Source organism: Leptolyngbya sp. 'hensonii' (genome assembly GCF_001939115.1).
Taxonomy (GTDB): domain Bacteria; phylum Cyanobacteriota; class Cyanobacteriia.
Genome location: NZ_MQTZ01000050.1, coordinates 43,389 through 64,447, shown reverse-complemented (window position 1 = coordinate 64,447; position 21,059 = coordinate 43,389). Strand labels below are relative to the sequence as shown.

Annotated in this window: 10 protein-coding genes; 2 read left to right on the top strand and 8 right to left on the bottom strand. The window is 55.4% G+C overall.

Annotated features, from left to right (window positions below; translation table 11 throughout):
• Positions 1-28: 28 nt before the first annotated feature.
• From BST81_RS21460 to BST81_RS21445, 4 genes are all read right to left on the bottom strand, one after another.
• The gene (locus BST81_RS21460) at positions 29-1,105 is read right to left on the bottom strand and encodes a VOC family protein (protein WP_075600557.1); all 1,077 of its coding nucleotides are present in this window, start codon (positions 1,103-1,105) and stop codon (positions 29-31) included.
• Between the two features lie 248 nt (positions 1,106-1,353).
• Complete coding sequence (locus tag BST81_RS21455; protein WP_075600556.1) at positions 1,354-2,214, bottom strand: hypothetical protein; 861 nt, start codon at positions 2,212-2,214, stop codon at positions 1,354-1,356.
• A 67-nt stretch (positions 2,215-2,281) separates the two neighbouring features.
• Positions 2,282-2,725, bottom strand: coding sequence for a DUF1622 domain-containing protein (locus BST81_RS21450; RefSeq protein ID WP_083636994.1), 444 nt, complete (start codon positions 2,723-2,725; stop codon positions 2,282-2,284).
• Between the two features lie 12 nt (positions 2,726-2,737).
• Complete coding sequence (locus BST81_RS21445; RefSeq protein WP_075600555.1) at positions 2,738-4,306, bottom strand: GMC family oxidoreductase; 1,569 nt, start codon at positions 4,304-4,306, stop codon at positions 2,738-2,740.
• A 461-nt stretch (positions 4,307-4,767) separates the two neighbouring features.
• Here BST81_RS21445 and BST81_RS21440 point away from each other — a divergent pair, with 461 nt between their 5' ends.
• Positions 4,768-5,796, top strand: coding sequence for a chlorophyll a/b binding light-harvesting protein (locus BST81_RS21440; RefSeq protein ID WP_075600554.1), 1,029 nt, complete (start codon positions 4,768-4,770; stop codon positions 5,794-5,796).
• 124 nt (positions 5,797-5,920) lie between these two features.
• Entirely contained in the window at positions 5,921-6,742 is an 822-nt protein-coding gene (locus BST81_RS21435; protein ID WP_253188424.1) for an alpha/beta fold hydrolase, read from the top strand.
• 22 nt (positions 6,743-6,764) lie between these two features.
• Here the strand turns inward: BST81_RS21435 and BST81_RS21430 are convergent, their stop codons facing one another.
• From BST81_RS21430 to BST81_RS28215, 4 genes are all read right to left on the bottom strand, one after another.
• The gene (locus BST81_RS21430; RefSeq protein WP_083636993.1) at positions 6,765-8,225 is read right to left on the bottom strand and encodes an HlyD family efflux transporter periplasmic adaptor subunit; all 1,461 of its coding nucleotides are present in this window, start codon (positions 8,223-8,225) and stop codon (positions 6,765-6,767) included.
• Positions 8,222-11,176 (bottom strand): peptidase domain-containing ABC transporter, encoded by a 2,955-nt coding sequence (locus tag BST81_RS21425; protein ID WP_075600552.1) that lies wholly within the window; start codon positions 11,174-11,176, stop codon positions 8,222-8,224. The genes BST81_RS21430 and BST81_RS21425 overlap by 4 nt, the downstream gene beginning before the upstream one ends.
• 18 nt (positions 11,177-11,194) lie before the next feature.
• Positions 11,195-11,923 carry a peptidylprolyl isomerase gene (locus BST81_RS21420; protein WP_075600551.1) on the bottom strand — a complete coding sequence of 243 codons (729 nt, stop codon included), beginning with the start codon at positions 11,921-11,923 and terminating at the stop codon, positions 11,195-11,197.
• A 213-nt stretch (positions 11,924-12,136) separates the two neighbouring features.
• Positions 12,137-21,022, bottom strand: a complete 8,886-nt coding sequence (locus tag BST81_RS28215; protein WP_075600550.1) for an ExeM/NucH family extracellular endonuclease — start codon at positions 21,020-21,022, stop codon at positions 12,137-12,139.
• Positions 21,023-21,059: the final 37 nt, after the last annotated feature.

The window sequence follows — 21,059 nt, the reverse complement described above, 5'->3', positions numbered from 1 at the left end:
CCCAGGTCATTTTCTGACATGGGCTCGATCACTTTTCAATCAGGCGAATGGGATGACCGTCTGGGTCACGAACCAGCAGACCTTTTCTGAAGCCCAGGGCTGTTCCTGGCAAAGTCACCACCCCCGACGAGATGAAAGAATAGCGCTGCTGCCGTAGTCCTTGGGCAATGAGATCCAGATTATTTACCACCAGGGTTGTCTGCCAGTGAAACAGGTCATTGGCACGGGCATCAGCCGGAAACGATCGGCCATCCTGGGGAGCCAGATACTCCAGAAATTCGACTCCCGGACCCGCCGCTGCTTTGAGGCCACTGATCCGAAGTCGGGCTCCGAACACATTATTAAGGTGCTCCTGCTCGGTTCCATAATTTTCGCTTTCCCCAGCCAATCGTAAACCCAGGGCCTCCTGATAAAACTTCAGACTGGTGTCTGTATTACTCACCACGATCGCCGTGTGGTCAATGCCCAGAAACAGCCGCTCAGTTGGCTTTTGCCACCTCGGATCCCCCTTATCCGGCGGGAAGTAGATGATCTCCAGATTGTGCCCATCGGGATCCCGGAAGTAGAAGGCCCGAATCCCGCCGGCATTTTTGTTCCAATCGGGCAGGCGCTGAGGGCCAGTGGAAGCATGTTTGACCTTGAACTGGCGTAGTCGGGCATAGGCTTTGTCCATATCGCTGACCACGATCGCAATATGCTGAAACCAGCGATCGTGGCTGCGGGAATCCGGTGGAATCGGGCGACCCTGGGGGGTCAGGTATTCTGTCAGTTCAATAAATTCGCGGCCCAATTGCATCCGCACAACTCGCATGCGCAGGCCAAACAGGCCCTGCAATTGCTCATACTCCGATCCCCAAACTTCCACATCCGACACCTTCTGGAAGGACAGAACCTGGGAGTAGAACTGAACAGCCTGATCCATATCGGAGACGGTGATACCCACCGAGTCCACAGCCAGCACCGCTTGCTGGATGGGTTGGGTCTGGGCGATCGCTACCCCGCTGATTCTGCCCGGGGGAGGCTGGGGATAGGTCCGTGCCTGGGGAATTAAGACAACGGCAGTGGCGCAGAAGGCCAGGAAAAGCCGGTTAAAGGATTTGTTCATAGGTAAGTAGGTCGGCACAATTAAATTAAGGATGAGAGTTGGGGTGAAGGGGGCGTGCCCCCTTCCTGGGGGCTTCGCCCCCAGACCCCCCTTCTTATTAATTAATCTCACCCGATTACTTATATAGATGAAGGTGTTGCCCGCAACACCTGGGTGGGGTGTAGATTAAATCCCCTCTTGGGAGGGGTGGTCCCCAGGGCCGGGGTGGGTTTTTGCAGGCAACGCCTGGGCGGGGCACAATGGCTTTGCTATAAAAGGGAGATCGAGGCGCTCAGAGCTGAATTCAGAAAGGCTTGCAATTGTTGGTCCTGAGTTGTAGAGTTTTGCCCCAACTGGGACGCGGTTAGCACAGCCCCAACCCAATGCTGGGTATGCCAGAAGCCCTTCCCTTCCAGGGCAGGCAGGGAAGGGGTATCCGGGTAGGGATAGGGGGAAACATACCAGTAGGGTTCAGGGTAGCTGGTATCACCGGGAGAGAGGCCCAGGCCAACGGTGCGGGAGGTGTCATCGGGCAGGCTGGGCAGGGTGATCAGCAGAGCCAGGTCAAAATGGTGGGGCCAGAGGCGCACAGGAGAAATGTCTTGGGCTTCAGCACAGGTGAGGGTTTGCAGCGCCTCCAGGGTATTGGCGTAGTAGTTCGCTAACTCCTGGCGGGATGCCTTGTCAGTGACATCGAAGGCAGCTCCATGGGCGATCGGGTGGTCTGGAAAATCATCGGGTGGATAGGAAAGGGGCTGGACTCGATCGGCCTCCGCACCCAAGCGGGTGATTTCCTGTCTGAGCCAATCGAATCCTTCGGCCAGGGTTTTCTGGGGTAGGGGCAAGGCAGCGATCGTCTGGCCCTGTTCGTCCAGGAGTACTGAAGTTAGGCTGACGGGTTCCAGGCCGACCCGAAATGGGGTAGGGGCGGGGACGATCAGGGTCACGAATCCCTGGAATTTAGGGTTCCAGGCGAGGCTGGTGTGACTGTAATCGGGCTGGGGCTCGGCCAGGGCCGCTCCCGTTGCAGCCATGAATTGGATAGCGTAGTGTAGCTGGATTCTGCTATCTGTCAGGGTTTTGGGATCGATCGCGCCAAGAGGCTGCCAGGGATAGGATGGAGTCTGCATGTTGATTTTCCGTGGATAGGGGGTATCTGTAGAGGCGTTGCAATCCAACGCCTGCCAAAGGCCAGGATTATTCGGCGGGGGGATCGTGGGCAGATCGGGTCATCTCCTGCAATTCCCGAACCTCCCGCTGGAGGAAGAAGTTGAGGAAGGTGCGGATGCCAGTGATGGCTGCGAGTTTGGCGATCGCGTTCCAACTGGGGGAGATGGCTGTCCCGACAATGTCGGCGGCTAGTAGAAATTCCAGGGACAAGGCCAGGGAAAGCCCCAACTCCAGGCGAATGGTCTGATGCAGGGGCTGCCATTTTCCCTGCAGACCCCGGCGGAAGATTTTCTGCAGGGCGGTCACCACCGCAACGATAATCGTCAGGATGGCGATGAACTCCAGTACGCTTTCCAGGAGGAGGGCGATCTCCTGGAGCAGGCTTTCCAACCAGTGTCGGAGCCAGAAAGCGCTCTCGGTGGATGGGACAGGCTCTGCTGCGATCGCAAACCAGTGAGAACCATGGACCATAGGGATTAACCTTTAAGCGTTCAGTCGATCGACCAGATGTTCGCCCACCCGCAGGGCATTGGCAATGATCGTCAGGGTTGGGTTGACGGCTCCACTGGAGCAGAAGAAACTGCCATCCACCACATAGAGATTATCAACATCGTGGGTGCGACAGTTCAGATCCAGGACAGAGGTGGCCGGATCTTCTCCGAATCGGCAGGTGCCCACTTGATGACCCACCCCATCCAGAGGTAATTTGCCCGTGAAGTAGGTTTTGGAGCCTTTGACGAAGTAGGAGCAGTGGGAGAGGATTTCATCGCCACAGTCGATCGACTTGAGTACCTCAATCCAGCGTTCTTGCAGACGATCGTAGGGTTCTGAATTGTTTTCAGTGTAGTCCAGGATGATCCGATCTCCCTCTACAAGGATGCGGTTATTGGGATTGGGCAGATCTTCCGTGGTCAGCCACCAATCGACTGAATGGGTAGCAACCTGTTCTGGCGTTAGAGGGGCATAAGCCTCGGCACTGCCTTCCAAGGCTTCTTTATTCACCTTGCCCAGGGTCTGAATCTGGCCCATCGGGTAATCATAGCCTGCTTCCCCCCAGTAGAAGTCATTCACGGAGAGGGTTTTCTGGAACACGGTGGGATTGGGCTTTTTACTGACACCAATCACCGAACCCAACACATGCTTCATGAAGTTCCGGCCCACCTGGCCAGAACGGTTGGCTACGCCATGGGGATGCTGATCATTGGCCGATCGCAACAGCAGGACAGCAGAATTGATCGCCCCGCAGGCGATCGCCACCAGATCCCCAGAGAACTGATGGCGTTCTCCCTGAACTTCGACTTCCACCGCCGTGACTTCCCGCCCAGAGGGACTGGTCAGCAGTTTCAACACCTTTGCTTCTGTCAACAGGGTGACGTTCTCCTGTGCCATCACCGGACGGATTGCGCTGATTTCGGCATCAGACTTGGCCTGCACCAGACAAGGATAGCCATCACAGGTACTGCAACGAATGCACTGACTCAGATACCGTTGCGCTTCATTCAGCCGAATCCCAACTGGTGTATGGTAAGGGTTCAGTCCCTTTGCCCTGAGAGCTTCAGCCACTTCCTGAATGCGGGCTTCATGACTGACCGCAGGATAGGCATAGTCCTCACTACGAAACGGCTCGGTGGGGTCTTCGCCACTCTGACCGTGGACCTGATAGAGTTTCTCAGCCTGCACATAATAGGGTTCAAAGTCTCGATATTTCAGGGGCCATTCCGGCGAAATGCCATCCCGGTGGGCATACTTCTCGAAGTCCTTTTCCCGCAGGCGGAACAGGGCTGCGCCGTAGAGTTTGGTATTGCCACCGACCGCATAGCTCAGGCCAGGGTGCAGTTCTTTACCGTCCCGATCGTACCAGACCTCTGGATTGTGGTAGCGATCGCTGCCGAACACCACTTTTGTATCCCAGTTGTCCTTTTCCCTGGGCAGGAAAGGTCCCCGCTCCAGGATCAGAATCTTCTTACCGCTCTGAGCTACCTGGTAGGCCAGGGTTCCCCCTCCAGCCCCGGTGCCAATGATAATCAGGTCGTAGTGGTTGTGATTCGTCATGGCTCAATCTCCCAAATTGCCCCTATCATCCCCTGGAGTTTCAAGTAGAGAATGAGGTGATCCGAGGTTCTCCATGAGATCGGCCTAACAGTTTAATGGCAGAATTTTCACCCTGTTCTCAGCGTTGTTTCATTTCCGGGATGTTCCCGTATAGATGGGCCGTGCCCCAGACGGGCCTGCCCTGATACCTGTGGCCGGGGGCACGATCGGGATGACCCAGGAGCTTCTCCAATTGAAGTGAGATTATTTCTTAATAGTATGTGTTATTTTTTCTGCCATACAAGCCATTTAGCCTTCTGAATTCCCCCTTGGCAAATTATGTAGGCTAGCCCAGAAGGATTACACAGGCATTCTTAATAGAACTTAACTCTTTCTTATTGAGAAAGATTCTAAACTAATTTCCAGAGTTTTATTGAGTATATTTCTCAATAAGTCTGGTCCTTTATCAACGTCATCAATCTATGCAGACATACGATAATCCCACGGTGAGGTATGACTGGTGGGCTGGAAATGCCCGATTCGCAGATCGTTCTGGCTTGTTTATTGCAGCTCACGTGGCGCAAGCTGCGTTGATTACCTTCTGGGTTGGCGCATTTACGTTATTTGAAGTTTCTGGTTTTGATCCGGCCCTCCCGATGGGGGAACAGGGATTGATTCTGCTTCCCCACTTAGCCACCCTGGGCCTGGGTGTAGGCAATGGGGGACAGGTGATGGATACTTATCCCTACTTTGTGGTGGGGGCTGTCCATCTCATTTCTTCTGCCGTGCTGGGTGCAGGGGCATTGTTCCATATGCTCAGAGTTCCAGAAGACCTGAAAACGGCGTCGGGTCAGGCCCGTAAATTCCATTTTGACTGGAATGATCCCAGGCAATTGGGGCTGATTTTGGGACACCATCTTCTCTTTTTAGGCATGGGAGCCTTGCTGCTGGTTGCTAAAGCCACAGTCTGGGGTGGACTCTATGATGTGGGCAGTCAGACTGTCCGTGTGGTGACGGAGCCGACCCTCAACCCAGCCATCATCTACGGCTATCAAACCCACTTTGCCAGCGTGAATAACTTAGAAGACCTGGTCGGTGGGCATGTTTATGTCGGTGTGATGCTGATTGCAGGAGGGATCTGGCATATTCTGGTGCCCCCACTCAACTGGGCCAAGAAAGTGCTAATTTTTTCTGGGGAAGCGATCCTCTCTTACTCCTTGGGAGGTATTGCGCTGGCTGGATTTGTGGCGGCTTACTTCTGTGCGGTCAACACTCTGGCTTATCCCGTTGAGTTTTATGGTGCGCCCTTAGAAGTCAAGCTAGGCATTGCACCCTACTTTGCCGATGCGGTGAAATTGCCTTTGGGTGCCCATACCTCCCGGTGCTGGCTGGCAAATACCCATTTCTTCCTGGCATTCTTTTTCCTGCAGGGACATCTGTGGCATGCCCTGCGGGCTATGGGGTTTGATTTCCGCCGGATAGAGCGGGCTTTGAATTCTGTGGAAGCCTGATTCCTCAGGAGTAGGGGGGTGGAGTAAAGGGGTAGATAGGCGGTCAGTTCATTCGTCTGGCAATCTATCACTCTCCTATCCCTTTACTAACCTACCTGAAACGATAACCTCAAACAATATCGGGATGACCACCCTGGTTGGCCGTCCCGATCCTAGTCCTGATGTGATGAAAACTGTTCCTATGTCCCAGTTGCCTACTGCCCTTTGGCTGAATGTGAGTCCTGCTTTACAAGGATTCGATCGTCCCCTTTTGAATGTTTTATCCCAGCATAGTTCGATCTCTTTATGGCAATATTGCCAGACTCCTGACGAGGCGATGTCTTTAGAGATGGCACTGGTTCTCCTGCATGATTATCTCAAGCACCATGATGCACCTGTTCACTTGCTGGGACACAGTACCGGTGGATTACTGGGGCTACTCTATGCCCGTCGTTATCCCGAACGGGTGAGATCGCTGACGCTTTTTTCTGTGGGGGTTCATCCTGCTGTTGATTGGCAAGCCCATTATTATGCCCAACTTCAACATCTCCCCTGTCCCCGTGAAATACTCTTGACCCAGATGGTCTATAACTTATTTGGCTACAAGTCTCGTCCGATCGCGCGGCAACTGGCGAGAACCCTGGAACGAGATCTCAGCAGTTCCCTGTCTCCCCATACCTTGTATCGACGGGCCAGCTATCCTCCTGGCGGCGTCCCAGTGCCCCTCCTGGTTTGTGGCAGCCTGGATGATGTCATTGTTGACCCTAATCTCTTGCAAGGATGGCAACCCTGGTTTAAGGCGGGCGATTGTCTCTGGCAATACTCCCATGGAAGTTATTTCTTTCATTATTTTCATCCTCAGGCCGCAGGCAGGCAGATTGTTAATTTCTGGGAAGGGTTGCAAGGGTTACCCACCATCCGTCTTCCGAAGCAAAACAACTGCGCCAGACTTTGGGAGATTGGGTAATCTCCTTGTCAGCATCTGTCCATCAGCGGACAAACCTTAAGCCTTCCGTGCTATTGGTGAATAAGTCTGTGAAGAGGCTAATGACGCGGCGTTCCCGGAGCTTAATATTAGTCGTTACCGACATGCCCGATTGCAGGGGAATTTGCCGATTTTGACTGAGGGTGAAGGATTGCCGCTCCAGTTTAATTCTGGCTGGAAACCGATAATAAGGTTGAATTTGATCGGGGGGCAGGGCATCAGACCCGATCCAAACGAGTTGGCCTTTGATATCTCCATACTCACTAAAGGGGAATGAATCGATCCGGACATCAACCGGTACATTGAGTTGCACAAAACCAATATCCTGGTTAGTGATATAGATCTCAGCCACCAGGGCATCCGTAGGTACGACTTTCAAAATGGGCTCCGTGGTGTTGGCCACAAATCCTGGACTGCGTGCTTTTAAGTCAAACACAGTTCCACCTGTAGGAGCCCGCAGTTCCTGGTATTTCAGATTGGTTTGAGCCTGACTAATCTGATTGTCAATTTCGGCAATGCGCTTATTATTTTCAACGATCGCTTTAGTGAGTTGACTGTCAATTTCAGCAATGCGTTGATTATTATTGGCAATCTGTGTGAGCCAGTCCCGGCGAGAAAGGGCGATCGTATTGCTGACCTTAGCACGAGACTGGGCGATCGCAAATTGTAATCGTTTTTCTTCCTGCTGTAACTGTTCAACCTGAGCCTGTGCTTTTTCAACTTCCTCTACTTGTTGTAGCCGTTGTAAGTCGGCGATCGCACCCTGCTTGGCTAGAGGTTCAATCCGGCGCAAAACCTGTTGATTTAAGGCCAGGGTGCTTTGAGCACTGATGCGGCGGATCTGAGCTTGCTGAAATTCCCGCATTAACTGACTCACTTCCAGTTCAGCCGTTCTGACTCGAGAAGTCTCTTCAGTTTGGATGGACATCAATCGCTCCTGTTGTTCCGGTGTCAGATCCTGGGGCGAATTATCCAGTTGAGCCCGATAGAGTTGATTCCCAGCAATGAGTTCGGCTCGACTCCGGGTCAGGGTCAGCATTTCTGGTGAAAGCCGCAATTGCCTGCGGGCCAGTTCCATTTGAGAGAGAGGAAAAGCTTCTTTGAGTTGGGCTTTGTAGAAATGATTTTCCTGTAAGAGGGAGTATTTGATGCGTTTGAGGGAGTAGATTTGAGCCCGAGCATTGGTGTTATCCAGGGTGATCAGCAAATCCCCCTGTTTCACCTGTTGCCCATCTCGCACGTGTACAGTTTTAACGACACCACTGATCGGGGCTTTCACTTCTTTCACAGATCCCGTAGGTTCCAGTTTTCCAGTTGCCTGAATCGCCTGGTCAATTTTGGCGAAGCAAGCCCAGAGAACACCTGTGGTCATCGCTCCCAGTAAGCTCCAGAGGATGGCTCGCGACCAGGCAGGGGATTGCTGCAGAATCAAGCCTTGATCGAACTTCGGGGTGTGCGAGGTCATACATCTGCCTCCTGCTGTTGATATAGACAGTAATATCGCTCTTTCAAGGCCATGAGGTGATCATGGGTTCCCTGTTCCACAATTTGTCCCCGATCCATCATTAAGATTAGATCTGCATGGCGAATGGTCGCCAGACGGTGCGTAATGAAAAAGACGGTGCGGCCTTCGGAAGCGACCTTCAAGTTCTGGCAAACCTGACGCTCCGTATTGTAATCTAAGGCGCTGGTGGCCTCATCCAAGATCAGTAAAGAGGGATTCTGGAGTACGGTGCGCGCGATCGCCACCCGTTGCCGCTGGCCGCCGGAGAGGGCCGAACCCCGCTCCCCAACGCGCGTATTGTAGCCCTGGGGCAATTCCATAATGAAATCATGGGCACAGGCTACCCGAGCCGCCTCGACAATTTCCTCTGGTGTGGCTTCCGGGTTGGTCAGGGCAATGTTCTCCTGCACCGTGCCATCGAACAGGAGGGTATCCTGCAGCACCATGCCAATTTGCCGTCGCAGGGAATAGAGTTCGACTTTGGCGATATCATAGCCATCCACCAAAATCCGCCCTGCTTCTGGATCGTAGAGTCGGGGAAGCAGTTTTGTCAGTGTACTCTTGCCCGCTCCGCTCTGACCGACCACGCCAATGAACGTGCCTGCTGGAACATCCAGATGAACATTGATCAGTTGGGGGGCAACACTATTGCTGAACCGAAAGGTGATGTTTTCGTAGCGCACGGCCCCGGCAATGGCAGGCATGGGAATGTTGCGCCGACCGACCTCATCCTGCTCCTGGGGCGTATCTAGAATATCACTCAGCCGTTCCAGGGAAAGGGCTGTTTCCTGAAAGTTTTGCCAAAGTTCAATCAGGCGTAACAATGGCCCTGTCGTGTATCCGGCAATAATCCGAAACGCAATCAACTGCCCCAGGGAAAGCTTCTGCTGCAACACCAGCACTGTTCCCATCCAGAGCAACAATAATCCCGAAAACTGGTTCAAGAAATTCCGCAGGGACCCGGCAGTGGTGGCCGTAAGCACCGTCTGGAACCCAGCACTGATATAGCGGGCATAACGCTCCTGCCACTTCCAGCGGCAATTCAGCTCAATATTTTGAGCTTTCACGGTTTGCACCCCACTCACCACTTCCACCAGGTAGGATTCAGTTTCCGCGTTACGCTCGGCGCGGGTTCGCAGTTGCTGGCGGATGATGGGAGACACCAGGTAAGTGAGGAGGGCGAATAGGGGGACGGTGGCCAGGGCGATCGCCGTCAACAGAGGGCTGTAGAACAGCATGATCACGATGTAAATCACCGAAAACACGGCATCCAGAACCACTGTCAGGGCTGTCCCCGTCAGAAACTGGCGAATGTTTTCCAGCTCATTAATGCGGGTGGCCACTTCCCCCACGGGACGTTTTTCAAAATAGCGCAGCGGCAACCGGAGCAGGTGATCGATGACTTCCGCCCCTAAGGCTAGGTCAATCCGATTCGTGGTATTCACAAACAGGTAGGTGCGTAAGCTGCTGATGATGGCTTCAAAGATAGCCGCACCAATCACCAGTAAGCCCAGAACATTTAAGGTGTTCAGGGCATTTTGAATGATCACTTTGTCGATAATCAGCTGGGTGATCAGGGGGTTGGCTAGCTGGAGCAATTGGACGGCCAGGGAAGCCAGAAAGACTTCTAGTAAGACACCCCGATACTTCCGAATGGCGGGTAAAAACCAACTGAGACCAAACTTCTGCCTGGGGGTGTCCCGAGTAGGGCTAAGGAGTAGGACCTGCCCCTCTTCTCCCCAGGCTTCGATGAAAGTTGCGGGCTTCATCGATCGCACCCCCTGTTCAGGAACACCCAGCATCAGCTCCCGATCGCCAGCTTTGTACAGCACGGCAAAGCTATCTTGCCAGGGCAGCAGGGCTGGGACAGGCAGACGGCTGACGGCCACTGCTGGAACTTTGACCAGTTGGGAATTGAGGCCCATCAACTCTGCCATGGCTCCACAGACCTGGAGAGAAATAGTCCCGGCCCGATCGTGCTGATTAACCAGAATCCGCCGCAGAGTATCCCGACGAAAGGGCATCTTCAGGTGCTGGGCCAGCATTTGAAAGCAAGCCAGGGTTGCATCGACAGGGCCTCTCCCGGAAATGTAGGGATATTTGGTGCGCGGGGTTTCTACTTCCAGTTCGGCTGGGCGATCGGGAGCATAGGGCACATCTGCCCAGGGACTTTCCCCAGCATCCTGCTTTTCGGGAATTGGCGCAGGTTCTGGCTGCTGCAGGGCTGTTGCCGGAATGCCCACCAGTCGGGCTGTCCCGGAACCTTGAATCTGGAGGGGGGTCGGCTCAGTCAGGGACAGGCGGCTCCCCGGCGTCAAATTGGTCTTTGCGCCACCACTGTAAAACCACAAATAGTTTGGGTCCAACTGCTCTGAGGGAAGTTGACGGGTAGACAGGTTGAGGAGGGCGGTTTGGGGCAGGGCTGCCAGGGCTAACTGGGGCAAATCGGCAATGGCATAGGCTTGACGCTGCAACTCTGTCGAGAGAAAGTCGAACACCTCAATCAGGGCGGGGCGATCGTAGAAACCAGGCTGTAGGGCAGGGAAGTCTTGCAGCAGTTTGACAAAATCAGGGGCTCCCAGGGTGATCCCCAGTACTTCAGTTGAAGCGATCACCGTTTCACAGGGCACTTCCCGAATCAACGAGACCCAACCCATGACGGCTCCAGGTTGGAGGATTTCCAGGGTTTCTGGCACCTGGGAGTCGGGAGCATACCCCAACGATCGGGCATTTCCCTGAAACAGAATCACCACCTGGGCCGGTAAAAAGAACCGGGTGACGATCGGCTGTCCCATCCGATAACGCAGCAGTTGCATCCGGCTGGCCAGTTGCTCTAGGGCAGGTTGCGGTAACTCCTGAAACGGGGGACTGTTGCTGAGAAATTCTTGAATGGAAGCCACAGTAGAAGTCATAGCGTCATCATGGGCAGTTCAACGCACCAGGTTCAGGGGTTGGGTCCGGACAGTTTCCTCAAGCCATTTTTCAAACAGTTCATCCACCAGGCGTTGATGCATGGCTTCATCCAATTGAGCTGAAAGCCGCTTCTCCAGACGCACAATGACGAACCATTCACTTAAGTGGGTGGGGGGCAACAATTGTCCAGGTTGGGATACGGAAATTAATTGGGCTAACTGGGGATGGAGTTGGGCCAGGGGAACTGGCCCCACCATGCCTCCTGTTTGAGCTTCTGGCCCCTGGGAATACTCCCTGGCCAACTCAGCGAAAGACTGCTCTCCGGCCTTCAGACGGAAAAAGAGTTCCTGGGCCACACCGGCATCTGCGGTTCTGAGTAAGGAGTAAATCACCCGATCGAGACCCGACTTGCGACTCAAAAAATAGGACTCAACCCGATGATTCCAGGTTTGATGTTTGAATTTGGCAATTTTGAGTTCCCGCATGGCCAGATCCTCCAGCTGCGCCATCGTCATGCCATAGTGCTCACACCAAGCTTGCTGGGCTGCGTCATCCGCAAGCTGGTGACGCTGATAAAACTGTTGTCGGGCCAGGGCCATCTCGTCTGGTGTGCAGTCAATGGACTTAATTTCCCGATCGATCAACCATTCTCGCTTCAGTTGAGGCAACATTCGATAACCCGCTAACAGGGAGAGTAACTCCGTTGCACTGAGGGTTTTATCTTCCACTTGGAGGGCAGATGACATACTTGCATTCCTTCTGATCCCTAACGTTCCATCCTACAGCAGTTCCTGACTAGCCCATTCAGGTACAGAAATCTAATGGGCTAGGTGTTCAGAAAGCAGGAGACAGAAAACAGGAGGCAGAAAACAGGAGACAGCTTAAAATTCTGACTCCTGAGTTCCGTCTCCTGTCTCCTAATCTGCCCTAAACCTGCCATCCGATACGTTCATCAAGGACTACACGATCGCCAGGTTGTTCAGATTGCCACTGTAACCAGTGATTTCGATAATCGAGTCTGTTGCAGCCGAGAACCCGGCGGCACCATTATTCAGAGCCAGGAAGGTGCGAGTGCCACTACCTGCGCCCAGGGTAAAGGTAGCCGCACCGTTTGCCCGGAAGCTTCCGGTTGTTAGAACCGCACCGATTGCAGAGGCCGTCAGGTCTGTGACTGCACCCAGCTCAGCCAGATTCGCAGCACTGACCGCTCTAACGCCATCAATCACATCACTGCCAATTTGCAGATCGGTAATGGCGTCAAATCCACTCAGCAGGGATTGGTTGAGGGCCGTGTACAGGAACGTGTCATTGTCCGCTCCACCCGTGAGGCTATCGGCTCCGGCTCCCCCCAGAAGGATATCGTTGCCATTGCCTCCCAACAGGCTATCACTACCATTGCCCCCACTCAGGCCATCGTTCCCTCCAGCCCCATCCAGGGTGTCATTCCCGTTGTTGCCAATCAGGATGTTGATCGCTTCGTTGCCGATCAGGATGTTGGCCAGGTTGTTGCCCGTGCCATTGATCGGGCTGGCACCGATAAGGGTCAGGTTCTCGATGTTGTTGTCCAGGGTAAAGGACACCGAAGAGAAGACCAGATCGGTTCCGGCATTAAACCCTTCGTTCACCTCATCATTCAGGTTATCGACCTGGTAAGTGTCATTCCCATCTCCCCCATCCATCAGGTCAGCCCCGGTCCCCCCATCCAGGAGGTCATTGCCTGAGCCGCCACCCAGGGCATCATTGCCTGCGCCCCCCAGGAGGGTGTCATCCCCAATGCCCCCGAAGAGGATGTCGTTACCGGCCAAGGCTTGGATTGTATCCTTCCGATTGGTGCCGAACAGGTAGTCCACCCCGTTGGTGCCCAGGATCTGGTTATCGGCCAGGGTCACTGAGAGGTCAACCGTGGCGGTTGCCGTGCCCCCGTTCCCATCACTGATGGTGTAAGTGAAGCTATCAGAACCCGATGCTCCGACGATCGGCGTATAAATCAGATCGTTACCATTCTGGGTGACGCTACCTTGCGTCGGATTGGTAAATCCAATCACGCTCAAGACACCGCTATCTACATCCGTATCATTCGCCAGCACGTTCAGGGTGACAGGCTGCAGGTCCGTAGTAGTGGCGCTATCGTTGTTCGCGATCGGTGCATCGTTAACCCCTGCGATCGTCACATCAACCGTCGCTGTGGCCGTTGCACCGTTTTCATCCGCAATCGTGTAAGTGAAGCTGTCCGCCGCACTCTGGCCCACGGATAGGGTCTCGAACTGGCCGTTGGGATTGTAGCTGAAGGTATTGTCCGCATTGAGGGTTAACAGAGCACCGGAAGCCAGGGTAAGGGGATTGCCCACGGTTACTGCACTACCATTCACCTGGGTGAGGGTGAGGGTGTCGTTATCCGGGTCAGAGTCATTGCTCAGCACATTGACAGTGACGGCTGTCTCTTCATCCGGATTGACCGTGTCGCTGACGGCGATCGGGGGCCGATTGGTGGGTTGTAAGTTCAGACCCACCACCAGGGGATCGTGGTCAGAGGAGGCGAAGGGATCGACGTTGTAGAAGCTGGTCTGCTGGATGGTCGATTTGAAGTTCGTATTGTAATCGAGGGAAACCGGTTCATCGGCATTGATGTGCCACTTGGCGGCACCCGTCACCTGGCTGGTCAGGCTACCTGTAGCAAGGGCATGATCCAGGGACCCCCACTGGCCCTGGAACTGGTAAGAGTAGGATTCAGGCCCGAACAGACTGGTGTAGCCAGCATTGGTCAGGGTTGTAATCGGGTCCTCAAATCGGTAGGAGTTGAGGTCGCCCATGATCAGGTAATCCGCATCGGCTGTACCCGTCGGGTTGGTCGCTAACCAGGCAGCCAGGTCCTCCGCAGCCCGGGTGCGGGTACCGTTCGACAGCCCCTGCCCATCGCCCGCGTCAGCATCCCCAATACCGCCTGCGCTCGACCCCTTGGACTTGAAGTGGTTAATCACCGCTGTAAAGGTGGCATTGGTGGGGGTGCCATTATTGAGCTGCTCAAAGGTGACAGCTAGAGCCGGACGCTGCACCCGGTTGCCATCATCCTGGGCGAAGGCTCCCGTGGTCAGAGCTGCCACGCTGGTTCCCTCAGCCACCCGCACCGCACTGGTCTTGTAGATGAAGCCGACCGTGATTTCATCCCCACCAAAGCCCCCGGAGGCATTCAGGGCATCGGCAGGCGGAATGATAAAGGCGTAGGTCCCAGGAGCCGTGGCGGCGTTCAGGGCATCCACCAGGGTCTGGACGGCACTGGTGGGACCGTAGCCATCATTCTCCATTTCGTTATAGCCAAAGACATCCGGATTCAGGCCCAGAACGGCTTCGACGGTCTTGGCAATCTGGCGGTTGTATTCTGTCAGACTTTCAGCCCCACGAGGAGTGGGGAAGCCACCTGCAGATTCCTCCTGGTTACTGCCATTGCCGTTGAAGAAGTTGAGCAGGTTGAAACTGGCCACCTTGAGGCTGCCCCCCACATCGGGAGCACTGTCTTCACGGGGATTGGTGGCCTGGAAGTTAGCTGGAGTCGTGGTCTGCACCCGGTACCCTTCAAACCGTTGATCCAGCACCCCGCTGATGCTGGCGATCGTATCCCCACCCCGCAGGGTATTCGTCGCACTCAGAGGCTCTCCATTCCGGGCATGGATCACGCTGGCCGGGTTTTGGGTGTTGCTGCCATCATCCAGGATGATGTAATTGTCGAGCAGGTTGGCAACGTAATCGGCATAGCCGCTGACACTGGGGGCATTCACCTGGGTGTACTGGTCGAGGCGGTCACCGGCTGAGAGGCCCACCTGACCAAAGCGACCGAGGGTAAAGTTGTTGGTTACAGTCAGGGAACCCGTTGCTGCACTGATATTCACCAACATGCCCTCGTAGCGCTCCAGGATGGAGGCATCGGCAACCGGCAGGGTAACGTTGGTGACATCAGGCAGGGCACTGGCTCCCAGATTCACCACGCTCTTCGTGGCCACGCTGCTGGCGAGGGAGAGTTGGGTCAGGCTGCTGTTGATGGTGCTACCCGTAATTCCTGTGGCCGAACTGGTAAACTCAGCCACCAGCCCTGTCACCTGGACCTTATCGCCAACAGCACCAGAGAACAGGCCCGTGGGGTCAAAGATGAAGATCCCTTCCGAGGTGGCGGCATCCCCATCCCAATCGGCATTCTCTTCCTGTACGTAGAAGCCGTTCAGTCCAGAGCTGCCCAGGAACGCACTCACCACCACCCCTTCGATCGTCTTGGTTTGACTGAGGAAGTTAGCCGTGGAACCACTGCCCTGAATCTCGTGGATCTTGGTGATGGTGAGAGCCACGTCATTGTCGAGAATGCTGGCGTTCACCGTGGGCACCGCAAGGCCGTTGTAACTGGTATCGGCACTGGTGACCGTATGGGTGATGAGGCCCGCATGGGGGGAGCCTTCCACCGCTAGATCATTCACTGCCCGTACAGTAATGGTTTGTGGCGTTGTGCTATTGAGTGCCAGATTGAGGGAACTGAAGAAGTTCACGCCATCGCTGCTGATTTGCGTCTGGTTGTCAGGAGCTGCAATCGCGATCGTGACCGGGGCCGCAGGTGCGGTGTTGAGGGCGATCGTGTAAGTATCCGTAGTTTCACCCGCCTCATTCACGGTGGTGTTCCCGCCCGATTCGGTCAGGGTAATGCCCGCCAGGGGACTGGTGGAAACCTTCACATCATCGATGGACAGACCATGATCAGAGCCAGGGTGATCCGGATCGGACCAGCGGAACCAGATTTCCTGTCCCGGAGCCAGGGACAGGTTGTTGAGGGTCCCGGAAACTAAGGTCCGGTTTTGGGCCAGGTTGCCGTTCAGGGCACTGGCTGTGCCCCCCGTGATCGGGCTGGTGAAATCCAGGGGATCAAAGTTGGTCCAGGTGCCCGTCGTCAGGCCGGTGGCCCCGATTTGATATTGGAAATCCAGGGTTTGGCCTGTTGCGGCGCTGTTGCGCCACTGCTCCCCGAAGTAATTGATGTACAGGGTGTTGACCGTGCTGCCCGTGTCATTGAAGAAGCGGCCTCCCCAGAAGAAGTTGCCTGCTGCGGCATTGCCAGAACCAACTGACCCCAGGGACCGCTCTGTGCTTCCGGTGGAGCCATAGCTATAGAGGTTACCGGCGTTACTGCCGCCATCATTCGCAACGATCGTCGTACCGGTGCCGGTTCTGGCGGTGTACCAGCCCTCAATGGTGTTATTCACCCAGGTGGCAGAGCCAGAGCTGATCAGGGTATTGAAATCCTGGGAGTAGGGACTGGCGAGGGAAATCGCTCCCGCTGGTAGGGGGAAGGGATTGAAGGGGCTTCCCAGGGTGACCGTTTCACTCCGGAACTTTTGGAAGTTATCCTGGGACAGGTCTTTAGAAGCCGTACCGTTGTTGTACCAGATGGTGTCTCCGTTATCCACCAGCAACTGAATCTGGCTACCGCTAGTCAGGTTGTCAGGCACAGCGACGATCGATTCAAAACTGCCGTTCGCATTCAGAGCCGTTAAATCGGCATTGCGTAACACCGGCGCATCTGCCCCATTCCCAGTCCAGGTATAGAGGCGGAAGTCATTCGGAGCGGTACCCGTGGCGGCTCCGGCAGGTCCAGCGATGATCACATACTCCCCAGTAGCATTGCGTTCGATGCTGCGAATGCCCCGTCCGTCCAGGTCCAGGAATATCGGAGCTCCAAACTGGGTGGAACCGGCAGTTCCACCTGACGCATTGAACAGGCTAGTGAAATTGGTGACGGGTACAATCAGGGCATCACTGCGGGCTGCAGTCGGCTCCTGCGGTGCCCGGAAGGACACATAAGCTGTTTGCCCATCGGGGGCGATCGTCAACCCTTCAATGTTGAACCCATTGGGGAATTCAGGGCCAACACCGTCGGCTGCACTGGCTGACAGCCCCAGGAAACCTGCACCCAGACCATGGCCATTGCTGTTATCCCAGGCGATCAGGTCATCTTCGAGGAACTGGTAGTAGCCCTGGGCGGTGAGGGTGGCACTGGCTCCTGTGCCCGTCAACTGGGTGGCAAAAATCCGTTCCCGGTTGGGGGCATCCTGGGCACTGCTGTTGTTAGCATGGGAACCCATCCAGTAAATGGTGTTATCGATACGGGTAGAGGCTTCCAGGTCAATCTCACTGGAACCTGTCAGGCCCAGGGCAGAAGTGAAGTCGAAGCTGGCCAAGGGCAGGCCGGAATTGTTGCGATCGTAGAGGCGAATCGTCTGGTCTTCGTCATCCCCCACCAGCATGTACTGGGCATCCAGGGCGATCGCGGTCGAGGCATCACTGGTGCCGGTGTGGAAGCGGGTGGTGGCTGGGGTGCCGGATGCTGCCGAGGCTGCGTAGTTAATCGTGTAGTTGACAACGTTGTTACCATCGCTGACCGACACCACAATGTTGGCCAAACCAACCCCTGTCGGGTCGATCTTAAGATTGCGCGTACCGCCGGAGCCGGTTAGGGTCAGGTTGCCATTGGGCACCACCGAGGGATTGCTGCTGCTGACCGTGACTGTGAGATTGTCCAGGGGGGTGTCTGTATCGGCAATTGTGAAATCGATGCCCAGGCTGCTGGCAGGGTCTGTTGAGTCGCCTATTACCCCACTCACCGTGCCCGACCCGGTGGCAGCCAGGTTGAGGAATGGGGTGGCGGTGCTTTCCTGAATCGTGGGCACGGCTCCCACAGCCGTATCGTTATCGGTAATGGTGGCAGAAACGGTGGGAACGGAGATGCCATTGTAGCTGGCGTCAGTGCTGCTGGCGCTGTGGGTGATTGCACCGGAGTGGCTGCCTTCAAACAGGGCATCATCCACTGCGGTCACCGTGACGGTTTGGGCCACATTCCAGTTGTCTGGGGTGAAGGTAAGGGTCGGGGCACTGGGGGTCAGTTGGGCATTGGGGGTGAGGGCGATCGTCACATCAGCCGTGGGCTGGCTTCTGAGCACAACGGTGTAGGTATCGGTGGCTCCGCCTTCGGTGACGTTCGTGTTCCCCCCCGACTGGTTGATGATGACGGCTGGGGTGGGGGTGGCGCTGGCGCTGAAGCTGCCAGGGTTGCCCGTGCCCCCACTCAGGGAGTTAAAGGAGTTGAGGGCATCGCCGACAGTGGACAGTTGCCATTGGGTGACATCGTTTTTGCCGAGATTGGCGGCTGTTGTCCAGGCACTGACATTCTGCGTCCGTCCCGTGCCTGGAAACTTGGTGCTGTCGCCGTAGGTCAGGCTATCAATCAGTTGGCCGTTATTGTCGAAGATGTTGATTTCATCTTCCCGGCCTAAATTCACGGTCAGGCCCCCAATCACCTTTACCGATGCGGAGAGCCCCCAATCATTCCGGAAGCCTTCAGCCGTGTTTTCGGTGACAATCACGGATTCGCCCGGTGCCACCAATCCAAACGGGCTGAGGGAGAAGGTTCCAGCCAGACGAGAGTCATCGTCGTAGCTCCAGCCCGACAGGTCAACGGCTGTTGCACCTGTATTCGTGAGTTCAAAGAATTCGCTCCCGTTGCCATCGTACTGATATTCCGTGATCCGAATCGCCGGTGAATTCGGGGCCGTATCGTTATCCGTGATGCTGATGGCCAGACTGGGGATGGTCAGGCCCGCATAAACCGCATCGGCACTGGAGATGCTGTGGGCGATCGTGCCTGCGTGGGGCTTGGTTTCAAAGGTTGCGTCGTCCACCGCCTGCACCGTAATCGTCTGGGCTGCAGTATTGTCAAAGCTCAGGTCCAGGGAGGAGAAGAAATTGACCCCGTCCGTGCTTACCAGGGCCTGGGCACCGGCTGAGACAGTGATATTGACCGGAGCCGTGGGAGTGGTTGTGAGGGCGATGGTGTAGCTGTCTGTCCCTCCCCCTTCAGTCACCGTCGTGCTGTTGCCCGTCTGACTGAGAATGACCGCAGGCACAACCCCTGTCACATAGCCCCCAGGATTGCCGATGTCACCGCCGGTGGAGGTCAGAGAACCCTGGGTATCCCCAACGGTGGAGAGCTGCCATTGAGCCGCGTTATTCCCTCCGAGGTTCGCCAGACTCGTCCAGCCACTCACGTTCTGGGTGCGCACCGATCCGGCGATCGTCTGGTCGTCATAGGTGAGACGATCGACCCGCTGGTTATTGTTGTTGTAAAGATTGATCTCATCGGCGCGGCCCAGATTTTGGTTCAGGCCACCAATGACTTTGGTTGAGGGAGACAGGTTCCAGGCGGTGCGGAAAGCAGCATCCGTGTTTTCCGTCAGGATGACCGACTCGCCCGGTTGCACCACCCCAAATCCGCTTAAGGAGAAGGAACCCGGTACCCGAGAATTATCGTCAAAGCTCCAGCCTGTCAGGTCTACCGCACTGGTGCCAATGTTTGTAAACTCAACAAATTCGCCGTTCGCACCAGAGTACATGTACTCCGTAATCCGGATTTGCAGCGAAGGGTTTGTTTCCGATTCATTGTCAGTAATGCTGGCGGTGACTCCTGGGATCGCTAGCCCGTTATAGCTGGTATCCGCACTGGTGACGGTGTGGGCGATCGTCCCTGCATGGAGACCTTCAAACACCGCGTCATCTACTGCTGTGACGGTCACCTCCTGGCCGACATTCCAGTTGTCTGGGGTGAAGGTGAGGGTGCTGGTGGAGGGGGTGAGTTGGGTTCCAGCGTTGAGGGTGATGGTCACATCCGCTGTAGGCTGGCTGTTCAGAACTACCGTATAAGCATCCGTGGCTCCGCCTTCGGTGACATTGGTGCTGCCATCTGAGGGGGCGATCGTGACTCCAGCAGGGGCAATATCGTTATCTGTGATGCTGATGTCCTGGGTGGTCGTGCTGCCCAGGACAACCCCGGTGGAAGGATTGCTGATGGTGAGGGCGGCGGTTTCAGCGCCTTCGATCGCTGTATCGTCCTGAATGGTGAAGGTGACTGAGCCCGTGGTTTGTCCATCGGGAATCGTAATCACTGTGCTGCTGAGGCTGTAGTCTTCGGAGGTAAGGCCAGCTCCGGATACCTCCAGATTCACCGTTTGGTCGCCCGAAACCGCACTGGAGGCTGTGGCTGTCACCGTAATCACCGTTTGATTCGCTTCCGTGCCTGTGGTGGGGCTGACAGAGAGGGTGACGCTGGGTAGGGAGGACGCGATCGCAAAATCACCAGAGTCCAGGGTGCCACTGGTGCTATCCACCCCTGTCCAGTTGCTCTGGTTCAAGATTTGAGTTTTGAAGTCCTCGATCGAGAGGCCGCTGCGAGGCCCATTGTATTGAGCATTGGCAATGATGCCAGAATTGGTGATGCTCAGGGCGGTGGAACCCAGGGTGAGGGCACCTGCACCCGAACCTGCATCGGGGACATAGGAGGTGTTGGTGCTGTTCAGGTTTCCAGTGCCACTGGTGATAAATCCACCTGTTGAGGCGAAGTTAATGCCAAACAGCAATGAACCACCGTTGGCCGCATTCCAGGTGGTTGAAGTCGCAGCAGCGGTAAAGGGGGAACTGGTGGAGACAGTTCCATCGGCCCGCTGGTAGACAAAAATCTGATCCCCACTCCCAGAGAGTCCACTTAAGGCCCCAGTGATAGTCCCGTTATCTGAAGTTGGACTGGCCGGGAAAGACAGCACGACCACTGTCCCAGCCGGAATGGGAGTTGAGGCTGTCCAAACTGCAAAGTTTTCTGTCCCGCGCCAGCTACCGGCTGTGTTGGACTGCTGATAGGAGGCATCGGTGAACCCAAGCATGGTGCCTGCGTCCAGATCTTTAAAGGTAACAAAGGCGAGCCCATCGGGTGTTCCGGAGCGGAAACCCACGATCGCAATATCTCCGGGATTAAGGGTTGTAGCCATGGTCAAAAAACTCCTGAGGGTGCTTTAGCGCAATTTG

Excerpts from the sequence above, each read along its gene's own strand:
- BST81_RS21455 (WP_075600556.1), bottom strand. The coding sequence starts at position 2,214 with ATGCAGACTCCATCCTATCCCTGGCAGCCTCTTGGCGCGATCGATCCC.
- BST81_RS21425 (WP_075600552.1), bottom strand. The coding sequence starts at position 11,176 with ATGACTTCTACTGTGGCTTCCATTCAAGAATTTCTCAGCAACAGTCCC.
- BST81_RS21445 (WP_075600555.1), bottom strand. The coding sequence starts at position 4,306 with ATGACGAATCACAACCACTACGACCTGATTATCATTGGCACCGGGGCT.
- BST81_RS21430 (WP_083636993.1), bottom strand. The coding sequence starts at position 8,225 with ATGACCTCGCACACCCCGAAGTTCGATCAAGGCTTGATTCTGCAGCAA.
- BST81_RS21435 (WP_253188424.1), top strand. The coding sequence starts at position 5,921 with ATGACCACCCTGGTTGGCCGTCCCGATCCTAGTCCTGATGTGATGAAA.
- BST81_RS21450 (WP_083636994.1), bottom strand. The coding sequence starts at position 2,725 with ATGGTCCATGGTTCTCACTGGTTTGCGATCGCAGCAGAGCCTGTCCCA.
- BST81_RS21440 (WP_075600554.1), top strand. The coding sequence starts at position 4,768 with ATGCAGACATACGATAATCCCACGGTGAGGTATGACTGGTGGGCTGGA.
- BST81_RS21420 (WP_075600551.1), bottom strand. The coding sequence starts at position 11,923 with ATGTCATCTGCCCTCCAAGTGGAAGATAAAACCCTCAGTGCAACGGAG.
- BST81_RS28215 (WP_075600550.1), bottom strand. The coding sequence starts at position 21,022 with ATGGCTACAACCCTTAATCCCGGAGATATTGCGATCGTGGGTTTCCGC.
- BST81_RS21460 (WP_075600557.1), bottom strand. The coding sequence starts at position 1,105 with ATGAACAAATCCTTTAACCGGCTTTTCCTGGCCTTCTGCGCCACTGCC.